The following is a 12,994-nucleotide window of genomic DNA, read 5'->3' as shown; positions in this document are numbered from 1 at the left end:
ATAAAAAGGTAATAATCAGTGATCAACACCAAGATATACAAGGCGGTTTACGAATTGGCGGAAAAGTTGATGAAGGCTGCCACCAAGGATGACAGAGAAACATTTGATGCGCTGTATGCCGAGTTGCGGGCAATTTGCGTTGATAACGAGAGCACCGATAAAGACCATCCGGAACAATGGGAAACCCTGGCAGACTTTACCGAAGAGCTGGAAGACGCGCTGGCGGGCTACGAAAAGGCCCTGGAAAAGGCCAACGCCATTGATTCCAACGACCATCGGGCTTCCATTGGTTTTTCCATGGCGATGTTGCAAGCTGAGGCAGGCCAGACCGACGCGGCTATCGCCAGTTTGCGACAGGCCAAAACCAGCGCGCAGGGCATTGAAGATGACGAGCTGAAAGCCGACATCGATGAACTTCTTAAAAAACTAACTACCGGCCAGGAACCCCATTTTGACCAATAACGATATTTTTCGCCGCATCCGCTACACCTTCGATTTAAAAGACAGCACCATCGTGGATATTTTCGCCCTGGCAGAGGTCAGCGTGACCCGCGAGCAGGTCGCCGCCTGGCTGAAAAAGGATGAGGATGATGCCTTTGTCACGATGAAGAACAAGGAGCTTGCGGCGTTCTTGAACGGGTTTATCAGTTTCAAGCGTGGCAAGCGCGAGGGACCTCAGCCCGAGCCGGAAGCGCAACTGAACAATAATATGGTGTTCCAGAAACTGCGCATTGCGCTGAACATGAAAGCGGATGATGTGCTGGAAGTTTTTGAGTTGGTCGGGCTGCCGTTGAGCCATCATGAACTCAGCGCCTTTTTCCGCAAGCCAAGCCACAAGAATTACCGTGAGTGCAAGGATCAGATGCTGCGCAATTTCCTGCTCGGCATTCAGCGCCAGTTGCGGCCCAGTTCTGAAGACGCTAGTCCCGAAGTCTGAAAGAAGCCTTCACGCCAGCAGTGCCCCGCCTTAGTAAAGGTAAGAAGGCGGGGCACTCCGCTTTGCTCTGTTTGCCTCAAGCCCTGGCGGCGCTGCCCTTGTAAAGATGCGCGCTAAAGAAACTCCGTCTATTTCCGATAACTCTCTATACGACGAACATGCACGACCGTCACCCAACGTCATGAGAGCCCGCCATGCCCAACATATTGCGCTTTATTATCACGGCCGTACTGCTGTCTTTCAGTGCGCATGTAATGGCCCATACTGCCAATGAGGCGGAGGCCGCTGCGCTTGCCTGGTTGAAAGCGATCGATAACGGTAATTATGAACAAGCCTGGGAGACCTCGTCGCCGATCTTAAAAGCGCCGCTTTCACAAGGTATGTTGGCGCGCACCATTGAGCTTGTACGCCGGGACTTTGGCGAGGTGGCCTCGCGCAAGCGCATTCGTACCAGCCACCAGACGTCCATGCCGGGTGCGCCGAGCGGCGACTATATCGTCTTTACCTTCCAAACCGGCTTCGAGAACAGCGGGCGTCGGCTCGAGACCGTTACCCCTCACCTTGAAAACGGCACCTGGCGGGTTAGCAGCTATTACGTGGAAGCGCCCTGATTTGCCCGCTACCAGCGCTGCATGCCTGGCGAATCAGCGTTATTTCCCGATAAGGATAAAAATGCCAGGTTGGCGCTAAATCGAGTCAATTTTTCCCGCTAAGGAAGTTTACGCTTCGCCTCATTACCCAACCCACCATAAGTGCTATGTTGAAAGTATATCGATGTGGCGACATTACTTGTTCAGAAAATATGCAGGGTGTAAGTTTTGTATATGATGATTCCGGTGGTGGGCATGCTTATATGATGGCTGCTGACCCAGGCAGCTAGGCAATGGTTTCAGGACGCGAGGCGCGGGGAGAGCTGATATGCGAAGCCTTTCTTACAAATCCCCTTGGCTGTGGTTATCGCTGGCAGGTTTGTTGATGCTGGCGCTGTCTTTCGCCTGGCAGGCCACGGCGCAGACCTCTTCGCGTAATGCCCTGGTCATGAACATTGAAGGGGCCATTGGACCCGCCACCAAGGATTATCTTGAGCGCGGGCTGCGCAAGGCCCGTGAGCAGAACAGCGAGGTGATTGTCGTTGAACTGGATACGCCAGGTGGCCTGGTCGACACGACCCGCGACATGATCCGTGAAATGCTGAATACCGATATTCCCGTGGCGATGTATGTCTCCCCCAGCGGCGCCCGGGCGGCCAGTGCGGGCACTTATCTGCTGTATGGCAGCCACGTCGCCGCCATGGCGCCTGCGACCCATCTGGGGTCTGCCACGCCGGTGCAGATGGGCGGTTCCGGCTTTCCCGGCAGCGCTGATGAAGCGGATGACAAAGTCGAAGGTCAATCGGAAGGCGAGAGTGAAAGAGAAAGTGAAAGCGCATCTGGAGGCGAGAGCAGCGCCATGGAGCGCAAGGTCATGGAGGACGCGGTGAGCTTTATCCGCAGCCTGGCCGAGCGTCACGACCGGAACGCCGATTGGGCCGAAGCGGCGGTGCGCGAGGCGGTCAACCTCACCGCCAGTGAGGCATTGGAGCAGAACGTCATCGACGTGATTGCGCAGGATCTGAACGATTTACTTTCACAAATAGACGGTACGACGGTGGTCATGGAAGGTGGTGATCGGACGCTTGAGACAGCCGACCTCGCCATCGAGCGCTTCGATCCGGATTGGCGCACAGAGCTGCTTTCGCTGATTACTAACCCCAATATTGCCTACTTCCTGCTGATCATCGGCTTTTACGGGCTGATCTTCGAACTTTCAAGCCCTGGCAGCCTGTTTCCTGGCACTATCGGGGTTATTTCGCTGTTGTTGGCGCTCTTTGCCTTTCAGATGCTGCCGATCAATTATGCGGGCCTGGCGCTTATCATCGTGGGATTGGCGCTGATGGTGGGCGAGGCGTTAATGCCCAGCTTTGGTGTACTGGGAGTGGGCGGGATTATTGCCTTTGTGCTGGGGTCGATCATGCTGATGGATGCCGAGTACCTCGCCATTTCGCTGCCACTGATTGGCGGTGTGGCGCTGGTGTCCGGCGGGCTGATGCTATGGACGCTGACCCGCTTCGCAACGCTGCGCAAGCGCCCGGCCCACACAGGGATGGAGCAGCTGATTGGCGCAAGTGCTATTGCCCTGGAAGATTTTGACACGCGCGGCCACGTGCGACTGCACGGCGAGCGCTGGAACGCGGTGAGTAACGTGCCGATCAAGCAGGGCGACGAGGTGAAAGTGGAGCGCCTTGAGGGCTTGACGGTCTACGTATCACCCCCGTAAGCGCCTGGCCGCCAGTGCGTTACACATCAATCGCTAGACGAGGTGTCCCATGTTGCTATCTTACTTAGTGCCCGTTGTCCTGGTGGTGTTGCTGATAGCCGCCTCCATTCGCATTCTGCCGGAATATAAACGTGGCGTGGTGTTCTTTCTGGGCCGTTATCAGAAGGTAAAAGGGCCTGGTCTGGTTATCGTGATCCCGGCCATTCAAAAGATGCAGGTGGTCGATCTGCGTGTCATCACCATGGACGTGCCCGAGCAGGATGTGATCTCCCAGGACAACGTCACGGTGAAGGTCAACGCCGTGCTTTACTTTCGTGTGATCGACCCTGAAAAGGCGATTATTCAGGTGGAGAACTTCACCCAGGCGACCAGCCAGCTGGCGCAAACCACGCTGCGTTCGGTATTGGGTAAGCATGACCTGGATGAAATGCTTTCCGAGCGCGACAAGCTCAACGACGACATCCAGGAAATCATTGATGCTCAGACAGACTCCTGGGGTATCAAGGTGGCGAACGTCGAGATCAAGCACGTGGATCTGGACGAGAGCATGATCCGCGCCATTGCCCGCCAGGCCGAGGCGGAGCGTGAACGTCGCGCCAAGGTCATCCACGCTGAGGGTGAGCTGCAGGCTTCCAAGAAACTGGTCGAGGCGGCCAACGTGATGCAGGAAAACTCTGCTGCGCTGCAGCTACGCTACCTGCAGACCATGAGCGACATGAGCAACAAGAACGCGTCGACGATCGTCTTCCCGCTGCCCATGGACATCATGGAAGCCTTCAAGGACATGAAAGCCAAGCACATGCCGCCCGCATCGGGTACGCCAAAAGACGACGCTTAAACGCTCCTGATAGGGCTATAACGAAGGGTCAACGTGGCGGTAAATGGCGGTAAGCACGCTATAGCACCCAAACGCCAGCAGGCCAATGGCGACAAACCCAAACAGCCATTGCCCGAAGGCCTGGCCCCGCAAGGTGTTAAACGCTTCCGCCGTGCCGCCAGCTTCGTTGGGGTCGAACTGGTAGGCGGCGACCATGAACAAGCTACCCACGATCACAAAGACGAGCCCGCGAACCACCAGGCCAAAGCGGCATATCGGGTAGGCCCAGGCTTGGGTGCGCGAGGGCATGGTGAAGTGCTTGTCAAACTTGGCCTTGTAGCCTTTGACGGCATGGGCGATCCCCGCACCGATGATGGCGATGCCGACGGCAGCCACCAACCAGCGGCCAAAGGGTTGCTGCATCAGCCAAGTGGCCATGCCTTCCGAGCCACCGCTTGAGCCACCCGAAGAACCGGACGAAAGAAAGCGGAAGACAAGGCGGGCGGCAAAAAATGCCAGCAAGGTGTGGGTAACCGCACTGACGAACAAGCCTGCGCGAATCACCAGCCCTTTGGCGCTGGTGCCGTGGTGGTCGGGGTCCTTGAAGGCCTGTATGCAGCGCCACATGGCGTACCCAAGCAGCCCCACGGCGATAATGCCCAGCATCACCTTGCCGAACGGCGCCCCCAGCACGGCTTCCAGCGCGCCACGGCTGCCTTCCGCCTGGCCGCCCTGATCTATGGCGGTGAGCGCCGCCAATCCCCCCACCAAAACGTAAACCACGCCGCGGGATGCATAGCCCAAACGGGCGAATGCGCTGATGGCATCGCGGTGGTCGGGTGCGGGCGTAGAGCTTGCCATGGTGTCCTCCTGACCAATAAGGCTGTTGCCAATTATCCATAAGCAACTTGAATGAGCGGGGACTATACTGTGTCTGCGCCGTGCTATTGTCCAGCTTAGGCGAAGCAAGCCCTGCTGACGAGTTGAGCGGGGCGGGCCTGTCTTTTCCTTTTTCCATTATTTGAATTGTTTGAGTAGTGCATGAGTCCATCGTCTTCTCCGCTTTTCTGGCGCGGTCAGCGCATGCCCCATGTAGAGTTGCGTAAGATCAGTGATGCGCGGCAAGTCTGCTATGCGCCTCACAGTCACGTGCACTGGTCGCTGGGTGCCGTTACCGCAGGCAGAAGCACCTTTCGTTACCGCGATACGACCTATCAAATTAGCGCGGGGGATCTGGTGATGATGAACCCGCATTGGGTACATGCCTGTAACCCCATCGAGAATCAGCCCTGGGCGTATCTGATGCTCTACGTCGATACCACCTGGCTGAGTAACTTGCGCTATCAGTTGGGGCTGCTGGATACGCCTGACTGGCAAGACATTGCCACCGCTGTGCTTACCCAACCCGAGCTTTATGCAGCGTATTGCGATATGGCGTCCTGCCTGCTGGATGACCGGCAAGCGATTGACGATAAGCAAGCAGTACTAACTGACTACCTGTCTAGCCTTATGCAGGCGCTTGCCCAAGCGCCTCCTGCGGCATTGCCGGAAGCGTCCAGCACGCTAGAGCAGGTTGCCGTCTATTTACGTAATAATTGCACCGCAGACATTTCGCTTGAAAGCTTATGCCAGCAGTCCGGCTACAGTGCGGGGCATTTAATCCGCGCGTTCAAACAGCATTACGGGCTAACGCCCCATGCCTACTTGATTAATCAACGCATCCAGATGGGGCAAGAGGCATTAAAGCAAGGGCAACCTATTGTTGAGGCGGCGTTGAACGCTGGCTTTAACGACCAACCCCACTTTCAGCGAACCTTTAAGCGGCTGGTGGCAGCAACACCCAACCAGTACCGCTACCCGCTACTCAATCAATAAATAGATAGCACTGGCGGCCAAACATGCCGCCAACACGCGGTTAACCGTTAGCAGGATGGTAGGGCGGTGAACATAGCGTTTGAGAAAAGCGCCTGCGTATACCCAACTGGCAAGCGATAGCCAGCAAATAGGCAGGTAGAGCCCCGCGAACAGCCAAAGCTGGTAGGGGGCGTCACCGCTGGTGTAGGCACCAATACCAGCAGCAGACGCCAGCCATGCCTTGGGATTAAGCCACTGCATCATCGCGCCCGACATAAACCCTGGCGCTTTCTCGGCGCCTTGCTCGTGCAGGCGTCCATCGTGCTGAAAAAGTTGATAACTGAGATAAAGCAAAAACAGGATACCCGCCCAGCGTAAAATATCTTCCAGTAGCGGCACCACTTGCAGCAGCGAGTAAAGGCCGGCGCCAATCCCCAAAAACAGGGCGATGAAACCTAGTGTGGCGCCCGTTACAAAGACAAGGCCCTGGCTAATGGGGTAGTAGGTGCCGCTGCTCAAGCAAACGATATTGACCGGCCCTGGCGAAATGGACGCGGCAAGGGCAAATGCGGACATGGGTAGAAGCAGGGGCAGTAGTGAAGCGTTCATTGTCATCCTCCTTGGTCGTGCAAGGAGTGTGCAGTGGCGTGTGGCAAGTAGATTGCACAAAATTGATCTACGAATAGCTTTTTAGCTAATGTTAAGTATCTTTAAAGCTGGCAAGGGCGCTTTGAATTTATCGAAAGGAGGCAAAGGGTTATGAAAACCATCGGCTTGCTCGGAGGCATGAGCTGGGAATCCACGCAGACCTATTACCGTATGCTCAATCAAGGTGTTGCGGAGCAACTGGGGGGCTTTCATTCGGCGAAAATAGTGCTCTATAGCGTGGATTTTGCCGAGATCGAAACGCTTCAACGCCAGGGCGACTGGGAGGCGATGGCGGACATCCTGACGAATGCGGCCTGCTCGGTGGCGGCAGCTGGGGCGGATTTTCTGGTGATCGGCACGAATACCATGCATAAAGTAGCTGCCGAGGTGGAGGCAGCATCAGGCCTACCGCTTTTGCATATTGCCGAGGCAACCGCCGATATTCTGGCCCAGCAGGGGATAGACCGCGTTGGCCTGCTAGGTACCCAGTTCACCATGGAGCAGCCCTTCTACCGGCAGCGACTGGAGGCGCGGGGGATCGAAGTTATCGTGCCTGAGCCCGAGCAACGTGAGGTGATTCATCGCGTGATCTATCAGGAGCTCTGCCGGGGGACGATCAACCCCGCCTCGAAAGAGGCTTATCTGGACGTGGTGGCGACGCTTTCAGCGCGGGGCGCGCAGGGCGTGATTCTAGGCTGCACCGAGATTGGTTTGCTGATTAACCAGAGCGATACCCCGGTCGCGCTTTTTGACACCACCGAGATCCACGCCCAGCGTGCGGTGGCCTGGGCGTTGGGCGTTGGGTGATGGCGTGGCCGCCTGAACGCTTGCCGTTAATGGCCAAACACCGACCAGCCAGTTTTCTGGACAAACATTTCGAGCGCCTGGGTGCCTAGCAGGCTGTTGCCGTAGGCATCGAGCCCCGGTGACCAGACGGCGATCGCCCCGTGGCCCGGCGCGATCGCCAGTATGCCGCCGCCCACGCCGCTTTTAGCCGGTAAGCCGACACGAAAGGCAAATTCGCCGGAGGCGTCGTAGTGGCCGCACATCATCATCAACGAGTTGATTCGTCGGGCCCGCTGGGAAGCCACCACCCGAATGCCGCTGGGTTTATTGATGCCATCGGAAGCCAAAAACAGCCCGGCGTGAGCGAGCTGTTCACAGCTCATGGCAATGGCGCACTGGTGGAAGTAGGTGCCCAGCACTTTATCGACATCGTGGCGTAGGTGCCCAAAGGCTTTCATGAAATGCGCCAGTGAGGCGTTGCGGTCACGATGGGCCATCTCTGAGGCGGCCACCGCATGGTCGAAGTAGATGCTGTCGTCATCGGCGATATAGCGCACAAAGCTGAGAATCTCACCCAGGGTCTCTTTGGGTTCGTGGCCCATCATGATCGCATCGACCACCGCAATGGCCCCGGCATTGATGAACGGATTACGCGGCTTGCCGCTTTCATGCTCCAACTGAACGATGGAGTTGAACGGATCGCCCGATGGCTCGCGGCCCACTTTCGACCACAGCGAATCCCCCACTTGCCCAAGCGCAATGGTCAGCGTGAATACCTTGGAGATACTCTGGATGGAGAAGGGCGTGGTCGCGCAGCCCGCCGAGCACACCTTACCATCCACGGTGGCCAGGGAAATGGCAAACTGTTTTGGGTCAACGTGGCCGAGCTCGGGGATATAGTCCGCTACTTTGCCACGTTCCTCTGCGCTCGCCATGGTGGCGGCAATGTCGTCGATCAAGGCTTGCATGGGCGTATCGTGACCGTCAGTTGAGGCGGGCAATAACCCTAGCGAAAAATCCGGGCACTGTCTGCTATTGCAGTCAGCAAGATTCGGGTCGGCAACTCGCCTTTGAGCGCATAGGCTGTGAAGGTAACGGTTAATACGACGATGTGAGAGACGACAATGAACGACTATGAGCGTATCGAGAAAGCCATGGATTACATGGTGGCCCATGCGGCCGCGCAGCCCAAGCTGGAAGCGGTGGCCGCTCACGTTCATTTGAGCGCCTTTCACTTTCAGCGATTGTTCTGCCGTTATGTCGGGATCAGCCCCAAGCGTTTTTTGCAGGCGCTGACCCTGGAGCGCGGCAAGCAGTTGATGGCATCCTCTAGCTCACTGCTGGATATCGCCCATACGCTGGGGCTTAGCGGTGGCTCGCGGCTTTATGATCACTTTGTGCAGCTGGACGCGGTCACTCCAGGGGAGCACAAGCGCCAGGGGCAGGGCGTCGAGATTGCTTACGGCGTTCATGCCACGCCGCTGGGCAGCCTGTTCGTGGCGGTCACGCCGCGGGGTATCTGCCGCATGGGGTTTGTGGATGCCACCAGTGCCGACGAGTTATTGACCCGGCTTGCCAAAGAGTGGCCGCTTTCCACGCTTCATCACGATCCTGACGCCACGCGTTTTGCGGTGGAGGCGCTTTTCAACAGGTCAGGCGATGCCTCTGCCACTTTGTCGCTGCATGTGACCGGCACCAACTTCCAAATCGCCGTATGGCGGGCGCTGCTGACCATTCCCGAAGGCCAACTGGCCAGCTACTCGCATATCGCCCAGGCGCTGGGCACGCCCAAGTCGTCGCGGGCGGTAGGCAATGCGGTGGGTGCCAACCCCATCGCGCTATGGATACCCTGTCACCGGGTAATCCAACAAAGCGGTGCGCTAGGTGGCTACCGCTGGGGCCTCGCGAAGAAGCAGATGGTGCAAGCCTGGGAGTTGGCAACGGTCAACAACGAATCGCTTTCTCCCATGGCCACGCCTTAATCAATTAACCCGTTGGCATCATAAAACGGGAAAGGGCCGGGGTAGGGGTCGATAAACCCTTGGTGAGTCACCATGCCGTTAGCTGCCGACCACTGGTGCAGCAGGTAACCGGGAGGCTCAAGCTGGAAGTGGGCGGGGCCGTCTGGGGTGAGATCCAGGCTAACCTGATGGGAAACCCCGGGGCAGCTCATCGCCAGGGTGTTGGCAAAGCGCGCCTGAATCGAACGGTGCAGGTGCCCGCAGAGCACGCGCTCGACCTGGGGGTGCTTGCCAATGACGTCGGCTAGCGCCTCTGGCCGTTTGAGCGGCTGGCGATCCATATGGTCGATGCCACTCACGAACGGGTGGTGATGCACCATGACCAGCGTCGGTTTATCGGGCTGCTCCACCAGCGTTGTATCCAGCCACTGAAGGCTCTCATCGCTTAGCTCCCCATGGGGGTTACCCGGTACCAATGAGTCGAGCCCTATGATGCGTACCGGGTAGTCATCCACGACCCACTGCAAGTAGTCGCGGTGCTGAAACAGGTAGCGATGCGCCGGGAATGCATTACGCAGATGTTGGCGGTCGTCGTGATTGCCGGGAATCAGATACACGGGCAGCGTTAACTCAGCCAGGAGCTGCTTAAAGGTGGCATACTCCTCGGGATGGCCAAAATCAACCAGGTCGCCGCTAATCAGCACCAGGTCGGGCCGCGGCGCAAGCTGATCGAGCTTGCTGATCGCTTTGCGTAAAGCATTAGCAGTATCCACTTGGCGATAGGAGAGCTTGCCGCCTGCCTTTATGTGCGGATCGCTAATCTGGGCGATAAGGCATGGCTGGGTATGAGGACCTTTCTGAATGTCAGCCATTGACCGCCTCCTTAGCATCAATTGGGGCAGTGGGCTTATCCGGGTGAAAAACCACGTGGGAGGGGAGTGCCAAACCAATCGCGCTACCGTTTGGCCAGCGCTGGCGGGAGGGGGCCTCAATCTGGAGTGGTGAGGCATTGCCGGTATCGACCATCAGGCGTTGGCTTTGGCCCAGGAAAATGCTTTGCACTACCGTGCCTTTTATATCGGCTTGGTCAAGGGGCACTACCTGAATATCTTCTGGCCGACAGTAGACCGTGGGTACGCCCTGCAAGTGAGAGGCAGAGAGTTCGCCACCATGTACCATCAACCTTCCCTCTTCTCGGCTGCCGATCACGTCCAGGCAGTTAACCGCGCCAATAAAATCGGCCACAAAGGCATTGGCTGGCTGGTGGTAAATCTCTTGAGGCGTGCCTAGTTGGGCAATACGGCCGGCTTGCATCACTGCAATACGATCACCTAAGGCCATTGCCTCATTCTGGTCGTGGGTGACGTAGACGGCCGTGGTGCCCAACTCACGCAGCAACTGGCCAATCTCGATGCGCAGGCGGTCACGCAGTTTGGCATCAAGGGCTGCCAATGGCTCGTCAAACAGCAGTACCTTGGGCCGCACGGCAACCGCACGGGCGAGGGCGACGCGCTGTTTTTGCCCGCCGGAGAGGGCGTCGATACGCCGCTCACCAAAGCCCTGCAAGTCGACCATGCGCATCACTTCGTCAAGCCGTTGGGCAATCTCTGCCCGCGGCAAGCGCTGTATTTTTAGCCCGTAGGCAATGTTGTCGGCAACGCTCATATTGGGAAACAGCGCATAGTTTTGAAACACCATTCCTACATCGCGCTTCTCAATCGGCAGGGCGGTGACATCGCGCTCGCCAAACAGCACCTGCCCACCTTTGTCGGGGCTCTCCAGGCCGCTGATAATGCGCAGGGTGGTGGTTTTGCCGCAGCCGGAAGGGCCCAGCAGTACCAGGGTTTCGCCCGCGTTAACCTGTAGATCAAGCGGCTGTAGCGCGGTCGTGCCACCCGCAAAGGTGCGGCTGCACTGGTTTAGGGTAATGCTGACAGATGAACTCATAATGGATTCTCAACTAAAACAGTCTGGTGTCTTTCAGTAAGCGTTTATCGACGTTGCCCGGTGAGGTGGCCTGCCCACTGAATCGCCACCAACAGTGGCACCACCATCGCCAGAAATATCAGCGTGTAAGCCGAGCCCACTTCAAGGCGCATGGAGGCGTAGCTGTCGGCTAAGCCGACCGGCAGCGTTTTGGTCAAGGGGGTATGCAGCATCCAGGTGATGTTGAATTCGCCGATGGATAAGGTAACCACCATCAGCGCGCCTGCCAGAATGCCGCTCATACAGTTGGGAACGACTACGCCGAAAAAGCGTTGGTGGAAGCTGGCGCCCAGGCTGGCGGCGGCCTCTTCTAGCTGCGGAAGTTTGGTGGTCTGCATCACGGAGAGTACCGCGCGCACCATAAAGGGCAGCGTAAACAGCACGTGTCCGACAAGAATAAATAGCCAACTGCCGCGAAATTCCCGATAGCTGCCGTAGGCGAGCAGCAGGGCAAGGGCGGTGGCCAGCCCAGGCACGGCTACCGGTAAAAGCAGCAGCTCTTCAATGGCATTGGCCCAGCGGCGGCGGCTGCGCAGTAGACCGTAGGCGGCGGGGACGCCGATCAGAATAGTGATCAGTAAGCAGGCGAGCGCCAGTTTAATGGAGAGCCAGATGGTATCGGCGTAGAGGTACCACACTTCATCGACCCAGCGCAGGGTCAGCCCGCTTTCAAGGCCAACAAAGTAGTTCTCGGTCAGGCCCGCCATCACCGACATGGCGACGGGCACGATCATGAATAAGCACACCAGCAGGGTGAAACTGAGTTGCAGAACAAAGCGTAGGCGCGATTTCATACCGAAGCTCCCAGATTGCCGCCTGCCAACCGACGGGCAAGGCTTAACGCCATCCAGGTGATCACACCCAGCACCACCGAAAGCGCAGCCGCCATGGCGAAGTTGGCGTAGTTGGTGAATTCGCCGTAGATATTGAGTGGCAGGATGCTTAGCCGCGTGCCCAGGGTAAACGCCGTGCCAAAAGCGCCCATGCTGGTCGCAAAGCAGATAGCACCGGTTGAGAGTAGTGCGGGCGCAATGCCCGGCACGATAACGTCTTTGGTGACCTGCCAGGTGTTAGCCCCTAACGAGCGGGCTGCCTCTTCAAGGCTTTGATCCAGGTTGTCGCAGGCCGCCATTACCGTGGTGATCACACGAGGAATGGAGAAGTAGAGGTAGCCAATAAAGAGCCCGGCCAGTGAATAGGCGAACATCCAGCGCTCGCCAAATAGCCATAGGCTGGTTTGCGCCAGAGCACCCTGGCGGCCGCCCAGCATAATGACCAGAAAGCCCACCACGACGCCAGGAAAGGCCAGCGGAAAGGTGAGGATAGCCACGAGTATGGACTTGCCAAAAAAACGCTGCCGGGCGAGAAAAAAACCGCCAACACCGGCAATGGCCACCGCTACCAGTGACACGACCAGCGAGAGACCAACGGTGGTCGCCAGACTGATCAAGTACTGCCGATGGGTGAGAATAGTCAGATAAGCACTGATGCCACTGCTTGGGTCTGCTTCGGCACCCATCATGATCAGACGTGAAAAAGGCAGTAACCAAAAGGCGCAGAAAATGACCAGCGCAGGCAGCAGGGCGAACAGCACGATCAGGCGTTTACGCTGGGCTGGCCCTGCCATCGCAGGCGATCGACTGAGGTAAGAAGCAGCCCCGGAGGGCTGCTTGGCTGCCGCTGTCATGA

The 12,994-nt window shown here is 57.6% G+C and carries 15 protein-coding genes; 8 read left to right on the top strand and 7 right to left on the bottom strand.

Annotated features, from left to right (window positions below; translation table 11 throughout):
- Positions 1-18 precede the first annotated feature (18 nt).
- From NH395_RS11505 to NH395_RS11485, 5 genes are all read left to right on the top strand, one after another.
- Positions 19-462 carry a tetratricopeptide repeat protein gene (locus NH395_RS11505; protein WP_253024941.1) on the top strand — a complete coding sequence of 148 codons (444 nt, stop codon included), beginning with the start codon at positions 19-21 and terminating at the stop codon, positions 460-462.
- Positions 452-937 (top strand): DUF1456 family protein, encoded by a 486-nt coding sequence (locus NH395_RS11500; RefSeq protein ID WP_092828664.1) that lies wholly within the window; start codon positions 452-454, stop codon positions 935-937. The genes NH395_RS11505 and NH395_RS11500 overlap by 11 nt, the downstream gene beginning before the upstream one ends.
- 194 nt (positions 938-1,131) lie before the next feature.
- The gene (locus NH395_RS11495; protein ID WP_253024940.1) at positions 1,132-1,548 is read left to right on the top strand and encodes a DUF4019 domain-containing protein; all 417 of its coding nucleotides are present in this window, start codon (positions 1,132-1,134) and stop codon (positions 1,546-1,548) included.
- A gap of 307 nt (positions 1,549-1,855) precedes the next feature.
- Complete coding sequence (locus NH395_RS11490; RefSeq protein ID WP_253024939.1) at positions 1,856-3,253, top strand: nodulation protein NfeD; 1,398 nt, start codon at positions 1,856-1,858, stop codon at positions 3,251-3,253.
- Between the two features lie 49 nt (positions 3,254-3,302).
- The gene (locus tag NH395_RS11485) at positions 3,303-4,091 is read left to right on the top strand and encodes a slipin family protein (RefSeq protein ID WP_253024938.1); all 789 of its coding nucleotides are present in this window, start codon (positions 3,303-3,305) and stop codon (positions 4,089-4,091) included.
- Between the two features lie 15 nt (positions 4,092-4,106).
- Here NH395_RS11485 and NH395_RS11480 read toward each other — a convergent pair whose 3' ends face one another.
- Positions 4,107-4,931, bottom strand: a complete 825-nt coding sequence (locus NH395_RS11480; protein WP_253024937.1) for a DUF1206 domain-containing protein — start codon at positions 4,929-4,931, stop codon at positions 4,107-4,109.
- Positions 4,932-5,111: 180 nt separating this feature from the next.
- On the opposite strand from NH395_RS11480, the gene NH395_RS11475 reads away from it, so the two are divergent.
- On the top strand, positions 5,112-5,945 hold the full coding sequence (locus NH395_RS11475) for an AraC family transcriptional regulator (RefSeq protein WP_253024936.1): 834 nt from the start codon (positions 5,112-5,114) through the stop codon (positions 5,943-5,945).
- Here NH395_RS11475 and NH395_RS11470 read toward each other — a convergent pair.
- Positions 5,931-6,533: a LysE family translocator gene (locus tag NH395_RS11470; RefSeq protein ID WP_253024935.1), complete on the bottom strand. Its 603-nt coding sequence runs from the start codon at positions 6,531-6,533 to the stop codon at positions 5,931-5,933. The genes NH395_RS11475 and NH395_RS11470 overlap by 15 nt on opposite strands.
- Positions 6,534-6,683: 150 nt before the next feature.
- Between NH395_RS11470 and NH395_RS11465 the strand changes: the two genes are divergently transcribed.
- Positions 6,684-7,379, top strand: coding sequence for an aspartate/glutamate racemase family protein (locus tag NH395_RS11465; protein WP_253024933.1), 696 nt, complete (start codon positions 6,684-6,686; stop codon positions 7,377-7,379).
- Between the two features lie 26 nt (positions 7,380-7,405).
- Here the strand turns inward: NH395_RS11465 and NH395_RS11460 are convergent, their stop codons facing one another.
- Positions 7,406-8,326, bottom strand: a complete 921-nt coding sequence (locus NH395_RS11460; protein WP_253024931.1) for a glutaminase — start codon at positions 8,324-8,326, stop codon at positions 7,406-7,408.
- Between the two features lie 156 nt (positions 8,327-8,482).
- Between NH395_RS11460 and NH395_RS11455 the strand changes: the two genes are divergently transcribed.
- Positions 8,483-9,340 (top strand): methylated-DNA--[protein]-cysteine S-methyltransferase, encoded by an 858-nt coding sequence (locus tag NH395_RS11455; RefSeq protein WP_253024929.1) that lies wholly within the window; start codon positions 8,483-8,485, stop codon positions 9,338-9,340.
- On the opposite strand, the gene NH395_RS11450 is transcribed toward NH395_RS11455, so the two are convergent.
- From NH395_RS11450 to NH395_RS11435, 4 genes are read right to left on the bottom strand one after another with little or no spacing between them, the layout of a single operon-like run.
- Entirely contained in the window at positions 9,337-10,191 is an 855-nt protein-coding gene (locus NH395_RS11450; protein ID WP_253024927.1) for a phosphodiesterase, read from the bottom strand. The two genes, NH395_RS11455 and NH395_RS11450, sit on opposite strands and share 4 nt — an antisense overlap.
- Positions 10,184-11,266: an ABC transporter ATP-binding protein gene (locus NH395_RS11445; RefSeq protein ID WP_253024925.1), complete on the bottom strand. Its 1,083-nt coding sequence runs from the start codon at positions 11,264-11,266 to the stop codon at positions 10,184-10,186. The genes NH395_RS11450 and NH395_RS11445 overlap by 8 nt, the downstream gene beginning before the upstream one ends.
- Positions 11,267-11,310: 44 nt before the next feature.
- Positions 11,311-12,099 carry an ABC transporter permease subunit gene (locus tag NH395_RS11440; protein ID WP_253024923.1) on the bottom strand — a complete coding sequence of 263 codons (789 nt, stop codon included), beginning with the start codon at positions 12,097-12,099 and terminating at the stop codon, positions 11,311-11,313.
- Entirely contained in the window at positions 12,096-12,992 is an 897-nt protein-coding gene (locus NH395_RS11435; protein WP_253024921.1) for an ABC transporter permease, read from the bottom strand. The genes NH395_RS11440 and NH395_RS11435 overlap by 4 nt, the downstream gene beginning before the upstream one ends.
- Positions 12,993-12,994: the final 2 nt, after the last annotated feature.

Origin of the sequence: Halomonas sp. Mc5H-6 (assembly GCF_024124705.1) — a bacterium.
In the GTDB taxonomy this organism is placed as follows: domain Bacteria; phylum Pseudomonadota; class Gammaproteobacteria; order Pseudomonadales; family Halomonadaceae; genus Vreelandella; species Vreelandella subterranea.
The sequence above is the reverse complement of the archived record's forward strand: the minus strand, read 5'-3'. Positions and strand labels throughout refer to the sequence as shown.